This is a genomic window from Chryseotalea sp. WA131a, assembly GCA_025370075.1.
In the GTDB taxonomy this organism is placed as follows: Bacteria; Bacteroidota; Bacteroidia; order Cytophagales; family Cyclobacteriaceae; genus ELB16-189.
The window spans coordinates 3,128,298-3,149,507 of record CP073016.1; the positions used below are offsets into that span (position 1 = coordinate 3,128,298).

The following is a 21,210-nucleotide window of genomic DNA, read 5'->3' on the forward strand; positions in this document are numbered from 1 at the left end:
ACACTCAAATTAAATCATTAGAACCCATTTTACCTACACAGTCCTCGGACAAACGGCCTACCGAAAAAATAACCTAGCCTTCATTTTGGGTAGCGCAAATAGTTTTCATTTCTGTAACTTTACCAATCAAATAAAATTATTAACAAATGAAATGGTTGAAGAGAATCCTTATCGGTGTTGCAATTTTTCTGGTTGTATTGATTTCGGCAGCATTCATTTTGCCCGTCTTGTTCAAAGACGACATCAAAAAAGCCATTGACGAGCAGTTGGCCAAAAGCCTAAATGCAGACGTGTTGTTTGATATCAATAATTTTAGCCTAACGCTCTTTCGAAACTTTCCGAATTTAACCGTGGAGGTAAAAGAGTTAGGTGTCTTCAATCGTGAGCCCTTTGCAGGTGAGCACCTTTTTGTGGTAGATCAGTTTGACGTAGAAATAAATTTGGCTGACGTAATTTTTGGCGATCAGTTACGCGTAAAAGGGATTGCACTTGTTCATCCGCGCATCAACGTAAAAGTTCTAAAGGATGGCCGCGCCAATTATGATATCGCAATCCCTTCCACCGATACCGTCAAAGCCGAGGAAGCACCCGCCAAATTTTCGTTTGGTATTGATCATTGGGAAATTGTAAATGGAGAGTTGGTGTATGACGATGCCACCATGCCATTTTATACCTCGCTAAAAGGATTAAACCATACTGGTAGCGGCAACTTTAATGATCAGGCATTTGATCTTACCACCAAAACCGTAGTCGATTCATTAACGCTTTCATACGGAGGTAGCCAATACATTACCAACAAGAGAGCCGAAGTAAATGCGACTATTGGCATTAGTGAGGCCTACACCAAGTATACATTTAAAGATAACGTTGCTAAGTTAAACGACTTTGCCATGAGTGCCGAAGGCTGGGTAAAAATGGCCGATAAAGACATCAACCTGGATATGAATTTCAAGAGCCCTGATAACTCGTTTAAGAGTTTGTTATCGCTTGTTCCGGGTATGTACTCCAAAGAGTTTAAAAATATTGAAACAAAAGGCGATTTGGCCTTTAGTGGGTTTGTAAAAGGAACCTACAATGAAAAGCAAATGCCCGCTTTCAACTTAGCCTTGCAAGTAAAAGATGCCATGTTCAAATACCCTAGCCTGCCAACGGCTGTTACTAACATTAACATGGATTTGTTGGTCGATAATAAAACAGCCGTAATTGAAAATACCGTTGTCGATTTGAAAAAATTGCATTTGGATTTTGGGAGCAATCCTTTTGATGCTCGGCTATTGGTTGAGAACCTGAAGGACTATCGTATGGATGCCAACCTGAACGCAAGGCTTAATTTAACCGAATTGAGCAAAATGTTCCCCATGAATGGAATGGAGATGAAGGGAACTTTCTCAGCCGATGCTAAAGCCAAAGGCGTGTACGATAGCATCAGAAAAATCATTCCTGCATTGGACATTTCCATGGCATTGGAAAATGGCTACGTTAAAGCATCTCAATTTCCGCTGCCTTTGCAGGATTTACATTTTTCTTCAACAATAAAAAATGCCACGGGCAAGATGGCGGAAACTTTTATTTCTGTAAAAGATTTTTCGATGTTGATGGAGGGTGAAAAATTTACGGCCGACCTGTTACTTCAAAATTTAGAAGACTACACGTGGGACCTGAAAGCCAACGGTGGCATCGACATTGAAAAGATGACGAAGATATTTCCGGTGGAAGGAATAACCTTGGCGGGAAAAGTAAAAGCCAATATTGAGACCAAAGGAAAATTCTCAGATGTAAATGCCAAGCGCTACGATAAACTTCCTACTAGCGGCTCGGCTTCGCTGAAAGATTTTAAGTTCAGTTCTAAAACAATACCTTATGCTGTTACGATTGCCGAATCGCAAGCGGTGTTCAATCCGCAAAAAATAGAATTGAAAAACACCACCGGTACCATTGGCCGTAGCGATTTCAGTGCCGATGGTTCGGTGAGCAATTACATTGGTTTTGTGTTTGGCAAAGAAACCATTAAAGGAAATGTGAATTTTAATTCAAATCTTCTGGATTTAAATGAATTTATGACCAGCAGCAGTGAGCCTGTTAAAAATGATACGGCCAAGTTTGGTGTAATTCCTATTCCGCAAAACATCGACTTTGTTCTTCACTCGGATATTAAAACGGTGAAGATGATGGACTACACCATTACCAATGCTTTGGGCGATGTAATCGTAAAAGATGGAGTTGCCAATTTGAGCGGAGTAAAGTTCAATATGCTGGGCGGTGCTTTCGCGGTGAATGGATCCTATAGTACAAAAGATATCAATCAACCGAAATATGACATGGCGGTGAAGATTGATAATTTGGCCATCCAACAAGCTGCTGCCTCTTTCTCCATTATCAAAACGTATGCGCCCATTGCCGGTTTAGCAACGGGTAAATTCGGAACTGATTTTAAAATTAGCGGTGAGCTGGGCCAAGATATGATGCCAAAGATGAATACCGTGAGTGGGGCTGGATTGATTAAGATTGCCGAAGCCGCGTTAACAAAATCAAACTTGGTTTCGGGAATTACCTCGCTTGCAAAATTAGACAATGCCGATAATGTGACATTCAAAGATGTACTAATGTCTGCGTCCATTACCGATGGACGGTTGAGCGTGAAACCTTTCAATGTAAAGTTTGGCAATTATGCAACCACCGTAAGCGGAAGTACCGGATTGGATAAATCAATCAGTTATGATTTAAAAATGATGGTACCAGCCGGCAAATTGGGAGCGCAATTGAATAGCTTCTTAAACCCAAATGCCAATCCAAATTCAGAGGTGCCTGTACCCATTACCCTCGGTGGCACCATGACCTCGCCTAAGTTCACACTGAACATGAAGGAACAAAAGGAACAGGCAAAGGAAGCGGTGAAAAATGTAGTCCAAGAAAAAACAACAGAGGCCGTTCAAAACCTTGTAAAGGACTCTCCAGCCAAAGATGTGATAAATAACATTTTGGGGGGAGGAACAAAATCAGATTCGACCAAGAAAGACAGTACTAAAGCAAATCCGCTAAAGGATGCTCTTCAAAATAAGTTGAATGGTTTTTTCAAGAAGAAGAAAAATTAAAGCATGCGCTATTATTTTAAAAAGGTAGCAATCTTGTTGGTAAACATCGTTGCTTTTTTCCACGCCTACAAAACGGTTTGTGTTAGATTAAAACTCATGAATGCTCCAATTCGCCCGTCATCCAAATTTTTATTCAAGTGTTTATTACCTTGCTCGTGTTTCCAATAGAGAATTACTTCCGTAAATTTAGGCGAGCAGCTGCCGGAGCTAGCTACAACCGAAGTTTAAAAAAACAAGAATGATATGGATCAGCGCATCATCAACCTATTTGACGAGTACACACACAAACCACTTTCACGCGAAGAGTTTTTAAAGAGACTTGCCATGCTTACCGGAAGCACGGCTGCAGCCTTGACAGTTCTGCCCTTGTTAGAGGTAAACTATGCACATGCAGCCACGGTGTTGCAAGAAGATGAGCGATTGATAACAGAACGAATTGCGTACGCTGGCGAAGAGGGAGAGATGAAGGCCTATGTTGCCCGGCCAAAGAAGGAACAAAAATATGGCGAAGTAATGGTCATTCATGAAAATCGCGGACTGAATCCGCACATCGAAGACGTGACCAGAAGAATGGCATTGGAGGGGTTTTTAGCCATCGCACCCGATGCTTTATCAACGCAAGGTGGCACCCCAATGGACGGAGACAAAGCAAGAGAAATGTTTGGTAAGCTTGATGCTACCAAGAACATCAAGAATTTCACAAAAGCCTTTGATTATTTAAAGACCCGTAAAGATTGCAACGGAAAATTTGGGTGCATGGGTTTTTGTTGGGGCGGAGCATTGGCTAACCAAATGGCCGTGCATGTTCCTGATTTGAAAGTAGCCATTCCTTTTTACGGTAGGCAACCTGAGACAGTAGATGTGCCTAAGATAAAGGCGTTTGTTCAGTTACACTATGGCGAGCAAGATGAGCGTGTCAATGCTGGCATTCCTGCCTATGAAGAAGCATTGAAAAAAGTGGGTACACGGTATGAGCTTTTTATCTATGAAGGGGCTCAGCATGCTTTTCACAACGATACTGCCCCCACTCGCTACAACGAAGCAGCAGCTAAGTTGGCGTGGAGTCGCGCAATTGAACTTCTCAAAAAGGAATTGAAATGAAAAAATCGCTTTTCAAACTTTTAGCAAAAATCAACAAGGCATTGATGCCAAGTTTTGGCAAAAAAGATTTGACCAAACTTTCAAAGCCGGAAAAAGTAATGGTGGCGTATCGTTATTGGGTAACGACTAATGCGTTGGAGTAGATGCTGGGCTGCGATCGATTCATTCAATCAGACCATTTTAAAGAAATCCGATTTGGCTTATTAACCAATCACAGCACCTTTACCTCCAGTTACCAGCCACTTGCCCTCGAGCTAGTCCACCGAGGCGTCAACATTCAAAAAATTTTTTCGCCCGAACACGGGATCAATTCACAAGGCGAGGATGGGGCAAAGCAAATCAGCCACCTTGATGGGCTTACCCGAAAACCGGTTATTAGCCTGTACGAAAACCAACTGTTTCCACCAGTAGAAGACTTAGCAGATATTGAGGCGGTGTTGATTGATCTTCCTAATGTCGGCTGTAGATTTTACACTTATTGGTGGACGATCACCTATATGCTTGAGGCCTGCAGCAAAGCGCACCGTGCGGTATTTTTGTTGGACCGACCAAACTTGCGAGGAATTGAAAGTACGGTTGAAGGTCCGATGTTGGATGTAAATCACTGTCGGTCATTTTTAGGTCGTAAGTCAATGCCCCTAACCCATGGTTTTTCCTACGGCCAACTTGCGCAGCATTATGTGAGAAGTGAAGGAATAGAACTTGAAATGGAGATATTTTCAACCGACACCTTTTCTCAAGCTGAATTTATACCACCTTCACCATCTCTTAACGATTTGCAAGCCGTGACGTTGTATCCCTTTACCGGTTTATTTGAAGGAATTAACGTAAGCCACGGGAGAGGAACATCGTTTCCATTCAAGGTGATCGGAGCGCCTTGGATTCATGCCGAAAGCTTTTGGAGATTTTTTCAGGAACAGAAAATCCCAGGTGTCAAAGCGTACCCTTATTCATTTAAACCAATGTGGGGCAATTTTCCGCAACAAGTTTGCAATGGCTTGTATTTTATGGTTACTGATCGCGCGGCCTTCAGGCCAGTCGCATGCGCCTTGAAAGTAGCCCAATACTTGTTAGAAAAATACAGTGAGCATATATCGCAACAGTCTTATCCAACACATGCCAACCCAACAGGCGCGCACCATCTAGATCTCTTGTTAGGCGTTCCAAACTCATTCTTCAGAATACAAAATGACTCAACAAACCTTTTCGCGCAGCTAACCGACCGTACAGTTAGCCGTTGGGTTTCGGCCGTAAAAACCTGATTGTCGGGTTTATGTTTGTTTTAAATCTGGAATTTTTCCGTGGGCGGTAAGACGTCCTTTAAACCTGCTATTTATCTTCACTATTCTAAATTACCCTTTATGAAAAAGTCCTTTTCGCTTTTTGTGCTTGTCCTGCTTGCCGGCTTCGGATTTTCGCAAGGTACGATGCTCCTTCGCCAGCCAACCATCAGCAATACGCAGGTAGCGTTTGTCTATGCTAACGATTTGTGGATTGTTGGCAAAGATGGTGGTGATGCCAAACGGCTTACGAGCAACGAAGGGCAAGAAAGCCTCCCTCATTTTTCCCCAGATGGCAAATGGATCGCCTTTACCGGCCAATACGATGGCAATACAGATGTGTATCTGATTCCCTCGGAAGGCGGCCAACCCCAGCGATTAACGTGGCACCCTGGTGCAGATAACGTAACAGGCTGGACACCCGATGGCGAGTCGGTTTTGTTTGCGTCTTCGCGCGAAGCCGTGCCTACACAAGAATCAAAAATTTATAAAATCAACTACAAGGGCGGTATGGAAGAAGCGTTGGAAATTCCTCGTGCGGTGGCGGGAGAAATTTCGGAAGACGGAAAATACATCGCCTATCAGCAAATTGGTTTTTGGGATGCCGAGTGGCGAAACTACCGTGGAGGCCAGGCGAAACCCATTTGGATTGTGGACTTGAAAAACTATTCTTTAAAGATGACGCCACAAACGGATAACGAGCGGCACACAGACCCCGTTTGGTTAAACAATGTCGTTTACTTTCTTTCGGAGCGCGACTATGCCAATAATGTGTGGTCGTACAATCCAGCTACCAATGAACTCAAACAACAAACTTTTCATTCTGATTTTGATGCCAAGAGTTTGGATGGAGGAGGCGGTGTGATTGTTTACGAACAAGGTGGCTATTTAAATATTCTCAATCCCGCCAACGGAAACACGAAACGATTGACGATCAATGTGCGGGGTGATTTCCACTGGGCTCGCGAACGTTGGGAAGAAGTAAAACCTATTTCACTTGCTAACGCTTCCCTTTCACCTACCGGACAGAGGGCATTGTTTGAATATCGCGGTGAAGTGTTTACCGTGCCAAAAGAAAAAGGAGATTGGCGCAACATCACACGCAACTCCTCTGCAGCGGATCGCTCGCCTGTGTGGTCGCCCGATGGAAAAAAGATTGCGTGGTTTAGTGATGTAAGTGGCGAGTATCAATTGATGATTGGTGACCAAGAAGGATTGGAAAAGCCAAAAGTTATTTCCATTGAGAAGCCCACTTTCTTTTTCAAACCAGCGTGGTCGCCCGATAGCAAGTACATTGCCTTCACCGATACCGATTATGTGTTGTGGTTTACTGATGTGAATTCTGGCATCACCAAAAAAATTGACAGCGACCGCTACGCTCATCCCAATCGCACATTAAATCCTGTTTGGTCGCCCGATAGCAAGTGGATTGCGTATGCGCGCTTGTTAGACAATCATTACAAGGTCATCAAAGCATACAACATAGAGACTGCACAGAGCGTGCAACTTACCGATGGCATGGCCGATGCCATTTCGCCCGTATGGGATTCCAGCGGAAAGTATTTGTATTTCTTGGCCAGCACGAATTATGCGTTGAACTCAGGTTGGCTGGACATGAGTTCGTACGACCGCCCGCTGACGCGAGCCTTGTATTTAATTGTGTTGAACAAGGAGGATGTATCGCCCCTTGCACCTCGCAGCGATGACGAAAAAGAAAAACCAAAAGAAGACAAAAAGGAAGGTACGCCCGTAGTGAAAATCGATTTGGACGGAATAGCCAATCGCATTTTAGCGGTGGATATTCCGCAACGGAATTATGCAGCCCTCTATCCAGCGAGCGATGGGTATTTATTTTACTCCGAAATCGTAGCAAACCAGCAAGGACAAACATTGCACCGCTATAACTTTAAAGACCGCAAAACAGAAGTGTATCTCACACCGGTAAATGATGTAGCTGTTTCACATGATAGAAAATCGCTTCTCTATCGCAGCAACGCTACATGGGGAATTTTAGGCACAAGTGATTCCAACAAAAAGATTGGCGATGGAAAGTTGGAAACATTAAGCAGCATGAAACTAAAAATCAACCCAATGGAAGAGTGGAAACAAATCTTCCGAGAAGGCTGGCGCTACCAACGCGACTTTTTGTATGTGAGCAATGTGCACGGTGCGCCTTGGAACGATGTGTACAAATGGTATAGCCCTTGGATTGACCATGTGCGCCACCGCACCGATTTGAATTATGTGGTCGATATTTTGGGTGGTGAAGTAGCAGTAGGTCACTCTTATACAAGTGGTGGAGATTTCCCTAACATCGACAATGTGCCGGTAGGCTTGCTCGGTGCTGACTTTGAAATCCAAAATGGAATGTATCGATTTAAGAAAATCTATTTAGGCGAAAGCTGGAATCCAGATATCAAAGCGCCATTGCGCGAGCCGGGTGTGAATATTAGTGCCGGTGATTATTTATTAGAAGTAAATGGGCAATCGATTTCAACTTCTGTCAATCTCTACAAGTACTTTGAAGCTACGGCCAACCGACAAATTAAAATAAAAGTAAGCAGCAAACCTTCGGCAGAGGGTGCACGAACAGTTACCATTGTGCCGGTGGAAAATGAAAATCAACTGCGCAATATCGATTGGGTGGAAAGCAATCGGAGAAAAGTGAATGAATTGTCGAAAGGTCAATTGGCGTATGTGTATGTACCGAACACAGGTAATCCGGGCTATACTTCTTTCAATCGTTACTATTTTGCACAGCAAGACAAGAAGGGAGCCATCATTGACGAACGCAATAACGGAGGAGGTTCGGCCGCGGATTACATGGTCGACATTATGGCGCGTGATTTACACGGATATTTCAACTCGCGCACCGAGGGTCATTTGCCTTTACGTGTGCCTCATGCAGCTATCTACGGCCCAAAAGTAATGTTGATCAACGAACGCGCTGGTTCGGGTGGTGATTTGTTGCCTTACCTTTTCAACAAAATGAAAATCGGGCCCTTGGTAGGAACCAAAACATGGGGTGGCTTGGTAGGCACGTGGGACACACCTCTTTTTGTAGATGGTGGACGGATGGTAGCACCTCGTGGTGGTTTCTATGATGTGAATGGACAATGGGCGGTAGAAGGCGTTGGCATCTCGCCAGATATTGAAGTGCAGCAAACGCCAGCCGATGTGATGAAGGGCCGCGACCCGCAATTGGAAAAAGCTGTGGATGAAGCGTTGAAGTTGTTAAAAACGCAAGCTGTAGAGATGAAGGCTGAACCGCTTGCACCGGTGAAGTATAAGAGGCCGGCTAGAAAAAATTGAAAAAGTATGAGGGTTCAATCAACATTGTCATTGTTATTCTTTTGTTGCGTCTCCTCTATTGGTCAAGTAGATAATGTTAGAATGAAGAATCAGGCTGAAGAAACCGCCAAGGCTTTGTTAAATGACGACTACGAGACATTAATAAAATTCACGTATCCAAAAGTCATTAAGCTTATCGGTGGAAAAGAAAAGATGATTTCTATCATTAAAAAGGGGAAGGTTGAAATGAATGATCAAGGAATCTCCTTTGAAAAAGTCGATATTGGTGAACCGGGAAAAGCAGTAAAGGCTGGAGATGAAATTCATGCCTTGATTCCTCAAACGGTTTTTATGAAAGTGCCGAATGGAAGGATGAAGAGTGAAACTAACCTTTTGGCGATTTCTACAGATAATGGTAACAATTGGTATTTTCTAGATACTGTAAATTTAACCATGGAAACAATTAAGGGTATCTCTAAAAACCCTACGAAATTATCTATAAATTTTGTTTCTTGAGAAAAAGGAGAAAATAGATGAAAAATAAATCGAGAGGATTATTTGATGAGCAGTTTCGGTTGGATAAAATCGGTAAGCAAAACGATCCATTGTTAAAATTGCAAGCCCACATTGACTTTGGGATTTTCCGCAAACCCTTGGAGGCACATTTTGAATCGGGAAAAGACAGAAGCCAAGGCGGTCGCCCTTCCTTTGATTATCTGATGATGTTCAAAATATTGATTTTGCAGCGCTATTATAATTTAAGCGATGACGGCACGGAATATGCGATTTTAGATCGTTTATCGTTCATGCGTTTTTTAGGGTTGACCATATCTGATACGGTGCCCGATGCCAAAACAATCTGGAACTTTAAAAATGAACTTGCCAAAGGCAAGATGGTGGAGAAATTGTTTTCCTTGCTGGATAAAACCTTGAGCCAACGGGGTGTAATTCTTAACAAAGGCCGAATGATAGATGCCTCCATTGTGGAAGTCCCTATTCAACGAAACAGCCGCGATGAGAACCAACAACTCAATGAGGGGATTATTCCCCCAGATTGGAAAGATAAAGAAAACAAGCTACGCCAGAAAGATATTGATGCCAAATGGGTTACGCACAATGGAAAAAGTTACTATGGGTATAAAGACCATGTGAAAGCCGATGCGCGCACCAAACTCATTACGGGTTATAAGGTAACCCCTGCCAATGTTCACGATAGTGAAATGATTGGACCATTGATTGACAAAAGGGATCGCGGACAAAAAGTATATGCTGATAGTGCTTATCGGAGTGAGAAAATTGAAAAAGAGTTGAACGGAAAAAATATGACCTCCATGATCCATGAAAAAGGATACCGCAATAAACCCCTTACCAATGCGCAGCAAAAGCGCAACAAGAAGAAATCAAAGACAAGGGCAAGAGTGGAGCACATTTTTGGGTTCATGACCAACTCGATGAACCGAATGTATATCCGATGCCGAAACTTTGTGAGGGCCAAAGCAACGATTGGTTTAATGAACCTCACCTACAATTTGTTCAGGCTAACGCAGATAAAAGTGAACTTGAATGGCCGATAGTTTGACCAAATGGTCAATCATCATCCTGCCAAGGGTGAAAAGAAAAAGTCAAAAGAGCCCTTAATCACTATTTTTTAAGATTGCAAAGAAAAAATTCGATAAACTAGGAAGTGAAAAAATTTAAAACGGGTTTTTAGAGATGCCCTTAAGAACATTTTACCAAATTACAATACGGATTTAATTTTGCCAATAAAAAGTAAACCCGTGTTTTTATCAAAATAAGTATAAAGCAATGCAAAATAACTTAGCTGGATTAGTTATCGCGATGCTTTTCTCTCATGTTAATTATGGTCAGATTGATTCAATTTCCTCGTTAGCTGAAATCAAAAAATTTCAAACAGAGTTAAACACAGAATACTCGGATAGAAGTAAATCACCACTTGAACCAAAAGACTTTAAGAAATTCAGAGGACACGCATTCTTTCCAATAAATTTGAAATATCGGGTGAAAGCAACGCTGAAGTTAACCGAGTCTTCAGCTTTTTTCTTGATGCAAACCAGCAACGATCAACCACGTTTGTACCGAAAATATGCCGATGTAGTTTTTAGTTTAGAGGGTCAGGAGTTTTCAATCCCCGCTTATCAGTCAAAAGATTTAATGTCGACAAAGGAGTATGCTGATTATTTTTTTTTTCCTTTTACGGACATAACGAATGGAGAAACCACGTATAGTGCAGGAAGGTATATTGATTTAAGAATTCCCAAAGTGGGGAATGAGCTGATTTTAGATTTCAATATGGCCTATAACCCCTATTGTGCATACAGTAAAAATTATTCTTGCCCCATCGTTCCAAGAGAAAATGATTTAAATATAAAAATTGAGGCGGGTGTAAAACTTGCCGGCAAGCATTAAAGATTCAACCAATATGTCAATTTAAACACCAGCGAATAATTTTTACTGCCAAAGGTTGACGGCAGGTAATTTTCGGTGTACACAATAAAGAAATCACTAGCGGGTTTGTACCGCCATTGAAAGCGAGCGTTCAGATTAATGTTATCGCGAAGTGAGTTGTATTGAATAAAAGTAGTAAAGAAAATGGCCCGCGTAAACGTTAAATCAAAACGAGGGCTTAACACAAAAAGTCTTTCTTTGCCATACCCTTCGGCCAAATTCAAGTCGTTGTAGTCAAATCGTAGCGAAACACTTCCGTAAGGCTGATAACGGTAGTTTAGTTCACCGTTGATATTGGCGTTGTTGCCATTGTAAAATCCACCAAGTGTTGTTCCCAGGGAGTATCGAAATATTTTGCGCTGATCCGATCGATACGTGAAGGTGTAATTATGCCACATATAGATCTCTCCTGTTTTGAAAGCTGTATAAACCTTTTCGTCAATGGGATTGAATGAATTGGTAAGTTCTTGAAAAGTGTAGTTGTAAGCGACATTTGCACTTGATGTGTTGAGGAAATTGATCCGATACCCAAGGGCCGCAGTTTTGTCCGTCATCAAACCCGAAGGTACGTTATTCACACCTAAGTCTAAGGTTGGCCCCATCGTGGCAATGGCGGAATTCTTTGGGTAAAAAGTGCCATAAAAACTGGCGAAAGTATTGGACCATCCCGGGTACACGCGTTGGCTTGGCACAAAACCGACTTCTGCATTGTAGTTTTTTTGGTTGAACACGTGACCAAAGAAAATCTGAAAATGGCGCTTGGTGTGTTGTGCAAAGCCTCCACCTGTTTGTGTTTGGTTAGTATTGAAATTATCAAACGATAAACCGTAATATAAACTTGAGTACCATCGGTTGTCGGCACTTCGCATTTCAACGTCAACCGTGGCAGACCGATTGAATACGTTTAAAACTTTGGTGAACGAACCATCGGCATTCTCTCGCTTTTTATATAAGTCGCGTGTAAAGTATTTGAGAGAATCGCTTAGCGAGTGGATACCCAACGACTCTTTGTTCACAAACGATAATTGAATGTTGGATTGCTTCCAAAAGTTTCGTTGGATGGCGGCTACCATGAAATTTTGAGTGGGCAAACCGATTGAAAGAGTTTCTTTTGTTTGCATGTTCAACAAACTCACACGCCAGTTTTTGTTGATGGAACCACTGAGGCGCGCACCATACTCAATGCGCACCTGCTGCAGCGTTGGGCTAACGCGATTGGAGTCAGAGGCCAAACCAATTCTGCGCGAAAAAAATGGACGTGCCGAGGGAAAACCCATACGATCAAACAAATCGCTGTTTTCCAAAAAGAACTGTCGCCTTTCGGGAAACTGAAATTCAAATCGCGTGAGGTTAATCACTTGCCTGTCTACTTCCACTTGTGAAAAATCCGGATTTACAGTCAGGTCTAAGTTGAGCGAAGGCGTCACCGCCACTTTTGCATCGGCACCGTATTGAAAATCGTTGGTTGTGGTTTGCGGGTTGGTGGTTCTATCCGTAGCGGTACTCCCAGCCACAAATGGGATCAATGATACATTAATTGATTGGCGGGGTGGTGGATCTTGCCAAACAAGTTTACCGGAATAAGCAAAGGATGCCGGGATAAACTGAATGGGCGTGGCGATCCAACTGGAAATTTGGTTGCGTTTGACATCGTTGCGCAGAAAGGTAATGTTCCACTCTCGTGCTTCGCTCTTGTACCTAAAACTTTTGAATGGTATCATCAACTCGGCCACCCATTTATCGGCATAGTTGGTTACATGCGAATACCACTTATTGTCCCATGTAGCGTTGTAACCGTTGTCATCAGCGCCAGCGCCCGCAACGGTTCCTTCACGTTGCACGCCTTCGGGCGTTATGCCGAAAAAGAAACCGTTGATACCATCGTTGTATGGCCCTATGTATACGCCAATGTGGTCGTTGGTGGAAAAATCAAAATCGCGTCTGAGCGATTGCACGATATCGGGCCGCTGATCATCATAACAAACAAATGAAACATATAATGCATGCTCATCAAACATTACCCTGGCTTCCGACTGAAAGGAGGGGGCTGCATTATCCACAGGATAGTTAAGAAAAAAATCAGCGGCTACTTCTGCGCTTTGCCAATCGGCCTCATCTAGTTTGCCGTCTAATACAATTTTACCAGTCGCCTTGCGAATGGCCAAGCCTTTGCCCGGTTGATTTTTGATCTGGGCAAAGGCCGTGAGGTTAACGAGCAAGAAAATGAAAGTAATACTAGCTCTGTAGAATAAAACCATAGGTGCCAAAGATAATTGCTGAACGAATTGAATTGACCATGGTTGGGATAAACGGCAGTATTAACAAATTATTTATATGAGCGGAGCGCAACTCAAAAAGTAGTAGCGTTTAAAATTTATAGTCACCTTTGTAAGTCAACCAGTTTTCGACAACCGCTCAATGAAAAAATCTCCTCTCTTCGTACTCTTTATTACCATCTTTATCGACATGCTCGGGTTTGGCATCATCATACCCATCTTACCGATTTTCAGTAAGGAATTGGGTGCAGCCGATTATCAAGTAGGGCTGATTGCCATGATATTTCCCATCATGAATTTTTTGTTTGCTCCCCTGTGGGGAACACTCAGCGATCGACATGGCCGCAGGCCGATTATGCTCATCAGTATTTTTATTACGTCCATTGCCTATTTTGTTTTTTCGCAAGTAACCGTGCTTTGGATTCTGTTTTTTTCAAGATTGCTTTCAGGAGTTGGCTCGGCAAACATTTCAGTTGCACAAGCTTACATCACAGATGTTACTTCGCCCGCAGAAAGAACAAAGTCGTTGGGGTTTTTAGGAGCCGCCTTTGGCATTGGCTTTATCATGGGGCCGCCATTGGGCGGGTGGCTCAAAAGTATTTCCACTTCGGGCACGGTGGATTGGGTAGGCTATGTAGCGTGCGGCATGTGTGTGGTAAATTTAGTGATGGCCTATTTTTTGTTGCCCGAGTCGTTGAAGGAAAAGAAAATAAATGTGCCCTTCAATTTTAAAGTAGTAACCGGCATCATCACCGAATTGAAGAAGCCAATGGTGGGGCAATTGCTGTGGATAAATTTTATTTTCATCACGGCCTTTATGCTCATGCAGATTTCGTGTTCACTGATGTGGAAGGAAATCACACTTTTGGATGAAAAGCAAATCGGTTACGTGTTTGCATTTATTGGCGTGGCCACCGCGGTGGTGCAAGGGCTGCTGGTGGGCAGAATGGTGAAGGCATTTGGCGAAACAAAGATGTTGACCTATGGAATCATATTCATGGCGGTAGGGCTTGCAATTTTACCCCTTACAGGGAAAACGCTTTTTGTACCTGTTCAATTCATAGGGTTGGCATTGATTGCATTGGCCAATGGTTGTTTAACCCCTAGCATCACATCGTTGCTTTCAAAATTTGCCAATCAAAATGAAGTGGGTCATGTGCTGGGTGTGAGCCAATCGTTTGGGTCGGTGGCCCGCGCGGTGGGGATGGGACTCAGTGGATTTTTATACAGTGTTCAATTTGCAGTGCCGTTTGTGGTGGGGGTGGTGTTGATGCTCACATGCTTTGTTTTTACAAAAAAATTGAAGCGTGAGACGGTTGGGTAATCCGTACACCGTAAAACCACTGAGCTTGTAAACAAGTTGATTAAGAGCAGAATTATTTATACGCTCCACTTCGATTAAGGCCCCCATCAATCACACCACTCCGTAGTCAATCGACTGTCGCTCAATTCCAGAGCGCGTGACCATTCTAAGCAAAAAGACTTTGCTGTATAATGATGCCGCCAGTAGTCCTTTTGTTCTATTTTTTAGCAAACCCCATCAGAAAGTGTATACTGTGCGAAACCTGTTTAAAAGACAATCGTTCGACTCAAAAAAATTAAAACACAGCGTATGAAAAAAATTATCACAACCATCGCTTTTGCCAGCCTCTTCGCAGCGTGCAAAGAGAGCGAGACGATAACTCCACAGCTGCCCACTCCACAGCAGCCTTCAACAGCAGTAGCAGCATTTCAAACGGCATCAGCAAATTTGAAAGAAGGCGATCCCATTCAATTGAACGTGGCCATACCGTTGTCAAAAGCAGCACCTGTGGACGGAACACTCACAGTTAAAGTAACCGCTACCAATAGCGAACACGGTGTTGATTTTGTGACGTCACCTGCGGCCGTCAACCAAGAGATTTTATTGCCTGTTTTAAAGGGGGCTACGTCTATTGGTTTTAGTATTCAACCCGTTCAGAACAAAGTTGTAAATTATGAACGCTCTATTCAGTTTACACTTGATCGTGCTTCTGGTGGAGTTTCCGTTACTGCGAATAACTCTTACACCTTGCTAATTCAAGACGATGATTTAATAGGCAAGTTAAAGAAGTACGAAACCGTTTCCAGTAATTGGCGCATGTCGCGCGAGTTTACGTATGTTGATCAGGGGCTTGTAAAAGGAATCAACTGGACATCGTACACGCCATTCCCGGTCACAGGCTCCTACACATACAAACACGAAAATGGGAGGGTAACGTCAAAGACCGATCAAGCAGGTTTTGTAACGCGCTATTTTTGGGCAGGCAATCGAGTGGTGAAAAGTGAGAAGTATGCATCTCAAAACTTGGTGCAACGCATTGAGTATGGCTATGATGATGCCGGCAATGTGGGTGAAATGGTGTACTACGATCGCCAACCTGACGGAACGATGCAACGATCAATAGTGTTTATTTTCCTATACTACAATGACGGTAATGTTTATAAGAAAATGACCTATCATGTACAGGAAGATCAGGAGTTAGTGCTTTCGTCAACACAGACTTTTGAAAACTATCTAATGAAACCGCACCCGGTTCCAATGGTAGAAACACTTCCGCACCTTAACGCACAACCTAATTTACCCCAATCGTATCGCTACGAAATTCAGGATACAGCAGTAGAGTATCAAATGCAATATCGGTTCCGGGAAGATGGCTTGCTGGTGCAGCGAACGGTTGCAGACGGCAAGGGAACCACCGAGACAACCAATTATACGTATCACTAGATATTGATAGCCTGAAATGTAAAAACCTCGATGACCACACCATCGAGGTTTTGCTTTTTTATTGCAATCGGAGCAATTTCAACTTGCGCTCCGCAAGTTTTCGTCCCGCGGAGAGCGTGGGCGACTTTGACGACTTCATCAACGTGGACTTGACTCGGCTTCTAGAGCAAAATTCCCGAGCATGTAAAATTGTGTTTATGCTTGCGCAAACCAATCGACACCAACGCTATGGCAAAAGCCAAATTCCTCCCCAAGAAAAAATGCTATAAGGATGCCGCTATAGCTTACTAGCCAACTCAGTGGCTTTGTGCACGTTCATCTTTTCAAAGATGTTTCTTTTATGGGCTTTTACCGTGAAGGGAGAAATGAAAAGTTTGTTGGCTATTTCCTCACTTGAGTCTCCTTGGGCAATTAACCGCGCGATTTCAAGCTCTCTTTCGCTCAAATTTGAAATTGGATTATCTGCGGGGACAAAAACCTTTACAAATTCTTTATGACCACTCAGTTCATCATAAAATTCAGCTTTGAAAATGATTTTATTGTCTGTCTTTTGATCCGTTATGTCAGTGATCGTTCCTAGCCCAATCAAAGGATAGCCTGTTTCTCTATCAGGAATTACACAAAATTGACTGAGATATTTACCGTAAGTGCCATCCCCGCGCATGGCCCTGTAGTTATTGGTATACCTTACTTTATCACGAAGTGAGATTGGAATATCCTTTGCTATTACTTCAGCCCAGTGGAAGCAATCTTCCGTTAAGATTTTTCGGTCTGCCGGATGTATAATGCTGAAGGTATAATTCATTCCAAATTCTCTGAATTTCTGTTGAATCTCTTCTTCCGGAACACGAAACAGTTTTCCGAAAATATTCGGTGTCAAAAACTTAATCCCCAAATCCACATAACTAAAAATATAGTAAGCCATTGGATCAAGACCGTTGAAAGACTTTACGACAGGATGCGTTTCTAGTAAGTTTTTCAGTAGACCTTCATGATACTCGGGCGGGCTAGCGAGCAGTTGATTGCTAAAGTGAAAAAGATTGGATGGAATATTATCGTTCGGCTTCATTCTATTTTCAAAAATAAAGAAATGATCAAAACAGTCTTTTTGTTCTATTGATTTTTATTTATTGGAATTAGCTTTTCTCAGGCATAGAAAAATACTCCTTTTGATTCAAGATGTTGATACGTTGGTGGAATATCTAAAAAGAAGATTTGAAGTAGACAAAATCTTTTTGGTAGGGCACTCTTGGGGAGCCAGACTTGGCTTATATTCTGTTCAGCGACATCCTGAAAACTATATCGCCTATGTTGGAGTTGGGCAAGAATTGGCAGCTTATGAAGGTGAGCTACTTTCGTATCAATACACACTGGATAAAGCAAAAGAGCAGAATAACGTCAAAGCGATCAACGACTTGGAGGAGAGTGGACCACCTCAGTCGGGTGGTTTCAAGTAAGATGTATAAAAATGGTTTTTGGGGATTGGTTAAACAGAAAGATTGGCTTTTGAAATTGGGAGGAGAACGATATGGAAAAACTAAATATACAGACTGGATTTTTTCAATATGGTTTTCAAGGGAGTACTCATTTTTCGACTTATTCAAGTACGGTAAAGCATCCGCGTTTTCGGCAGGAAACATCATTTACGACCCTGACTTCAATAATTTCGATTTTTTCAAACAAATACCCGAAGTAAAAATACCAGTGTTTTTTATCTCAGGAGCTTACGACTATAACACACCTTGGGAACTCGTGGAAAGATATACTAACGTGTTGATAGGACCCCAAAAGGAGTTTATTAAGTTTGAGAAGTCGGGGCACAGCCCTGTATTTAAAGAACCTGAAAAATTCAATAAAGAAGTTATCAGGATTTACAACTTAGTAAAAGACAAGTAAGCATCGCACAACATACGCGTAGAGGGTCCATTGAACCTCGATAGCCACCGAGGTTTTATTTTTTTTTGCAATCGGAGCAATTTCAATTTGCGCTCCGCAAGGTATCTTAACTTGATACCACAATATTTATTAGCTTTGCCACCTCAATGACAAAGCGAATTAATCCCCGCATTCAGGAAGCACTTTTTCAACTGTGTGTGGGCATCGCCTTGTCGTTATATCTGTTGGGCTCTTTCCCAGACGAGTCCCTTCACGTACTAGTCCATTCAAAAGAAGTAACCGAACTTCACTCCGCAGAACATGAAAAAGATGCTTGCCATCAAACACTTTTTCATGGTCAAACAGAAAAGGGCTGTGCGCACAAAACGCACTTTTTCAATGCGCATAAATGTTTGTTCAGTCAGATTGCGCACCAATCGCCACATCTGCTTCAGGAAGTTGAAGGTAATCAACCATCTGATTTCGCAATCGCAATCATCGGCTACAGCAATGATTGTGCTCTTCAATTTTTTGTAGATTTTTCTTCTGCGCGCGCACCTCCATTGGTTTAAAAAATCTAGTAGGCGTCAAACCAACAAAACCTTCCTAAAAGAAGTAATCAAACGCCTTATCTACTTTTTTTAAAATCAATTTCAAAAATTCCCCTTTCGTGCGAAAGCAACTGGCGCTTTTATACCTATTCATTTTTGGCTTAGCCGTTTTTGGCGATGCACAGCAGCCTTGCGTAGAAACCATTCGCGGCCGCGTGTTCGATGAAAATGATGGGCCGTTATTCAATGCATTTGTGAGCATTGACAACGAAAGCACTGTAACTAAAGCGGATGGCACGTTTTCAATTGTAATCTCCTGTGCCAAAGTTCATCAACTCAGCGTTCGATTTGTTGGCTACAAAACGATTACAGAAAGTGTAGTGGCCAATCGGGTAGTAGATATTCATTTAAAACCCGACCAACAACAATTGGAGGAAGTGGTCATCGAGGCCATTGCTGAAAAAACAGAAACAGCTCAAAACTTTTCAGTTGTGAATGAAAAAATGTTGGAAGCGAGCGCTGGAAAATCGTTCGGAGAAATGCTGAAAGAAGTGCCGGGTGTTAACGCCATTCAAGCAGGGCCTGGAATTTTCAAGCCAGTCATCCATGGAGTGCATAGTCAGCGCGTGTTGATTTTGAACCATGGCATCCGCCACGAAGGGCAACAATGGGGCGCTGAACATGCTCCTGAGATTGACCCCTTCATTGCCAGCAACATTGTAGTGGTGAAAGATGCGAGTTCCATCAAGTATGGTACCGATGCCTTGGGCGGAGTGATCATCGTCAACCCACCCGATTTGCCCGTCACCAATAAGATGGGCGGGGCCATTCAAACGATCGCGCAAAGCAACGGGCGAATGGGAACAGTATCGGGAATGTTGGAAGGCGGTTTGAAAAAACTAAAGGGATTTGGGTGGCGGGCTCAAGGCACAGCCAAACGTGCCGGAGATTTTCATTCGCCTACGTATCAGCTTACCAACACGGGCGTAAGTGAATTGGATTTTTCTGCTGCAATGGGCTATCAAAATGAAAAACTAAAACTCGAGATTTTCTTCAGTCACTTTCAAACTGAAATTGGGATTTTGCGGGGTTCGGCTGTTGGCAGCATCAATGATTTGCTTGCAGCCATGGAGCGCGAGCCACCTTTGGGGACACAATCCTTTAGCTATTCTATTTCGGAACCACGTCAACAAGTGCAGCACAACTTGCTGAAGTTGAGTGCAGAGATAAAACAGAAATCTTCTGTGTGGCGGATGAAATATGGTCTTCAAAACAATGGTCGACAAGAATTTGATTTGCGAATCGGCAATCTTGCGAAGCGGCCTGTGATTGACTTAGATTTGACAACACAAACATTGGACATTGAACGCGAAAGTTTTTCGCAAAACAATACGTTCCATACAACGGTTGGAGTTTCTGTCATGGCGCAAAGCAACAACAACATTCCCGGCACACAACGAATACCTTTCATTCCCAATTATGATAATCTTTCAGGGGGAGCTTATGGAATTGTAAAGAAGGAGTGGGCCAATTTAATGTTGAATGCAGGTGTGCGCTACGACTATCGCTCCTATTCGGTTGCGGGTTTCGATTTTAAAAATGAGTTGTACACCAGCGATTTATTGTTCCACAATTTTAGCGGAACTGTTGGTGGCACCTATCAAATGAAGAATGGAAAAAGTTTTTCGTCTTCGTTTAGCAGTGCTTGGCGGCCACCTCATGTGGCAGAGTTGTATAGTTTGGGTACACACCAGAGCGCGGCAGCTATTGAATTCGGATTGTTGCTGAATGAAAAAACCAATGAAGTAACGTCTATTCAAAATGCCAATTTCAAAAATGAGCAGGCACTAAAATGGGTAAGCACCTATCGCGCAAAGCAGGGCAACATAAACTGGGAAGTAACCGGATATATGAACTACATTTTCAATTACATCTACTTGCAACCCAAGGGTGTTACACAGACCATTCGTGGAGTGTTCCCTTACTTTCGCTATACGCAAACAGACGCTTCTTTTTTGGGTGTTGATGTTTCTGCTGAATGGTCACCTTCATCGCACTTCAAAATTTCGCCAAAAGCATCTTTGCTACAGGCCACGGATGAAACCAATAACGACTACTTGGTTTTTATTCCTGCCAATCGATATGAAAGCAGCTTTCGGTGGGATGCGCTGGAGCGAGTGAACCTAAATGGGTTTTTTGTGGAGGCAAAAGTAACCTTTACCGATCGGCAGCATCGCGCACCACGCACCGTTACCGTTCGAGAAATAAACGAAGCCAATGAGAAAGGAGTCGATTTGTTTGCCAATGATAAGCGAAATTCTGATTTTATGGATGCGCCTGCTTCGTATTGGTTGGTGAATGCCTCTACAGGATTTTCACTGAGAAGTCAAAAGTTGAAATATGATTTTCGCCTTTCGGCTGATAATTTTTTCAACACCGTATATCGCAACTACACCAATCGCTTGCGGTATTTTGCCAATGATCTTGGCAGCAATTTTTCTTTATTAATTAAATGCACATTTTAATATCAAA

Annotated in this window: 16 protein-coding genes; 14 read left to right on the top strand and 2 right to left on the bottom strand. The window is 42.7% G+C overall.

Features of this window, described 5'->3' with window-relative positions:
* Nucleotides 1-146 precede the first annotated feature (146 nt).
* The 8 genes from KA713_14375 (at nucleotide 147) to KA713_14410 (ending at nucleotide 11,191) form a co-directional block, all read left to right on the top strand.
* Entirely contained in the window at nucleotides 147-3,092 is a 2,946-nt protein-coding gene (locus tag KA713_14375) for a hypothetical protein (protein UXE65648.1), read from the top strand.
* Nucleotides 3,093-3,335: 243 nt separating this feature from the next.
* On the top strand, nucleotides 3,336-4,193 hold the full coding sequence (locus KA713_14380; GenBank protein UXE65649.1) for a dienelactone hydrolase family protein: 858 nt from the start codon (nucleotides 3,336-3,338) through the stop codon (nucleotides 4,191-4,193).
* Nucleotides 4,190-4,336: a hypothetical protein gene (locus KA713_14385; GenBank protein ID UXE65650.1), complete on the top strand. Its 147-nt coding sequence runs from the start codon at nucleotides 4,190-4,192 to the stop codon at nucleotides 4,334-4,336. Before KA713_14380 ends, KA713_14385 begins: the two co-directional genes overlap by 4 nt.
* Nucleotides 4,337-5,455 (top strand): DUF1343 domain-containing protein, encoded by a 1,119-nt coding sequence (locus KA713_14390; GenBank protein ID UXE65651.1) that lies wholly within the window; start codon nucleotides 4,337-4,339, stop codon nucleotides 5,453-5,455.
* A gap of 99 nt (nucleotides 5,456-5,554) precedes the next feature.
* Entirely contained in the window at nucleotides 5,555-8,785 is a 3,231-nt protein-coding gene (locus KA713_14395) for a PD40 domain-containing protein (GenBank protein UXE65652.1), read from the top strand.
* 6 nt (nucleotides 8,786-8,791) lie between these two features.
* Nucleotides 8,792-9,280, top strand: a complete 489-nt coding sequence (locus tag KA713_14400; protein ID UXE65653.1) for a hypothetical protein — start codon at nucleotides 8,792-8,794, stop codon at nucleotides 9,278-9,280.
* A 17-nt stretch (nucleotides 9,281-9,297) separates the two neighbouring features.
* The gene (locus KA713_14405) at nucleotides 9,298-10,338 is read left to right on the top strand and encodes an IS5 family transposase (GenBank protein UXE65654.1); all 1,041 of its coding nucleotides are present in this window, start codon (nucleotides 9,298-9,300) and stop codon (nucleotides 10,336-10,338) included.
* 232 nt (nucleotides 10,339-10,570) lie between these two features.
* Nucleotides 10,571-11,191 (top strand): DUF1684 domain-containing protein, encoded by a 621-nt coding sequence (locus tag KA713_14410; GenBank protein ID UXE65655.1) that lies wholly within the window; start codon nucleotides 10,571-10,573, stop codon nucleotides 11,189-11,191.
* On the opposite strand, the gene KA713_14415 is transcribed toward KA713_14410, so the two are convergent.
* Nucleotides 11,188-13,488: a carbohydrate binding family 9 domain-containing protein gene (locus tag KA713_14415; protein ID UXE65656.1), complete on the bottom strand. Its 2,301-nt coding sequence runs from the start codon at nucleotides 13,486-13,488 to the stop codon at nucleotides 11,188-11,190. The genes KA713_14410 and KA713_14415 overlap by 4 nt on opposite strands.
* A gap of 160 nt (nucleotides 13,489-13,648) precedes the next feature.
* On the opposite strand from KA713_14415, the gene KA713_14420 reads away from it, so the two are divergent.
* Complete coding sequence (locus tag KA713_14420; protein UXE65657.1) at nucleotides 13,649-14,830, top strand: MFS transporter; 1,182 nt, start codon at nucleotides 13,649-13,651, stop codon at nucleotides 14,828-14,830.
* A 288-nt stretch (nucleotides 14,831-15,118) separates the two neighbouring features.
* Nucleotides 15,119-16,252 (top strand): hypothetical protein, encoded by a 1,134-nt coding sequence (locus KA713_14425; GenBank protein UXE65658.1) that lies wholly within the window; start codon nucleotides 15,119-15,121, stop codon nucleotides 16,250-16,252.
* Nucleotides 16,253-16,529: 277 nt separating this feature from the next.
* On the opposite strand, the gene KA713_14430 is transcribed toward KA713_14425, so the two are convergent.
* Nucleotides 16,530-17,321 carry a helix-turn-helix transcriptional regulator gene (locus KA713_14430; GenBank protein UXE65659.1) on the bottom strand — a complete coding sequence of 264 codons (792 nt, stop codon included), beginning with the start codon at nucleotides 17,319-17,321 and terminating at the stop codon, nucleotides 16,530-16,532.
* Between the two features lie 100 nt (nucleotides 17,322-17,421).
* Here KA713_14430 and KA713_14435 point away from each other — a divergent pair, with 100 nt between their 5' ends.
* The 4 genes from KA713_14435 (at nucleotide 17,422) to KA713_14450 (ending at nucleotide 21,203) form a co-directional block, all read left to right on the top strand.
* Nucleotides 17,422-17,709, top strand: a complete 288-nt coding sequence (locus tag KA713_14435; protein UXE65660.1) for an alpha/beta fold hydrolase — start codon at nucleotides 17,422-17,424, stop codon at nucleotides 17,707-17,709.
* Nucleotides 17,678-18,148: an alpha/beta hydrolase gene (locus KA713_14440; GenBank protein UXE65661.1), complete on the top strand. Its 471-nt coding sequence runs from the start codon at nucleotides 17,678-17,680 to the stop codon at nucleotides 18,146-18,148. The genes KA713_14435 and KA713_14440 overlap by 32 nt, the downstream gene beginning before the upstream one ends.
* 146 nt (nucleotides 18,149-18,294) lie before the next feature.
* Nucleotides 18,295-18,699, top strand: coding sequence for a hypothetical protein (locus KA713_14445; GenBank protein UXE65662.1), 405 nt, complete (start codon nucleotides 18,295-18,297; stop codon nucleotides 18,697-18,699).
* Nucleotides 18,700-18,797: 98 nt separating this feature from the next.
* Complete coding sequence (locus KA713_14450; protein ID UXE65663.1) at nucleotides 18,798-21,203, top strand: TonB-dependent receptor; 2,406 nt, start codon at nucleotides 18,798-18,800, stop codon at nucleotides 21,201-21,203.
* Nucleotides 21,204-21,210: the final 7 nt, after the last annotated feature.

Coding starts and splice junctions, on each gene's coding strand:
- KA713_14375 (UXE65648.1), top strand. CDS start 147: ATGAAATGGTTGAAGAGAATCCTTATCGGTGTTGCAATTTTTCTGGTT.
- KA713_14380 (UXE65649.1), top strand. CDS start 3,336: ATGGATCAGCGCATCATCAACCTATTTGACGAGTACACACACAAACCA.
- KA713_14385 (UXE65650.1), top strand. CDS start 4,190: ATGAAAAAATCGCTTTTCAAACTTTTAGCAAAAATCAACAAGGCATTG.
- KA713_14390 (UXE65651.1), top strand. CDS start 4,337: ATGCTGGGCTGCGATCGATTCATTCAATCAGACCATTTTAAAGAAATC.
- KA713_14395 (UXE65652.1), top strand. CDS start 5,555: ATGAAAAAGTCCTTTTCGCTTTTTGTGCTTGTCCTGCTTGCCGGCTTC.
- KA713_14400 (UXE65653.1), top strand. CDS start 8,792: ATGAGGGTTCAATCAACATTGTCATTGTTATTCTTTTGTTGCGTCTCC.
- KA713_14405 (UXE65654.1), top strand. CDS start 9,298: ATGAAAAATAAATCGAGAGGATTATTTGATGAGCAGTTTCGGTTGGAT.
- KA713_14410 (UXE65655.1), top strand. CDS start 10,571: ATGCAAAATAACTTAGCTGGATTAGTTATCGCGATGCTTTTCTCTCAT.
- KA713_14415 (UXE65656.1), bottom strand. CDS start 13,488: ATGGTTTTATTCTACAGAGCTAGTATTACTTTCATTTTCTTGCTCGTT.
- KA713_14420 (UXE65657.1), top strand. CDS start 13,649: ATGAAAAAATCTCCTCTCTTCGTACTCTTTATTACCATCTTTATCGAC.
- KA713_14425 (UXE65658.1), top strand. CDS start 15,119: ATGAAAAAAATTATCACAACCATCGCTTTTGCCAGCCTCTTCGCAGCG.
- KA713_14430 (UXE65659.1), bottom strand. CDS start 17,321: ATGAAGCCGAACGATAATATTCCATCCAATCTTTTTCACTTTAGCAAT.
- KA713_14445 (UXE65662.1), top strand. CDS start 18,295: ATGACAAAGCGAATTAATCCCCGCATTCAGGAAGCACTTTTTCAACTG.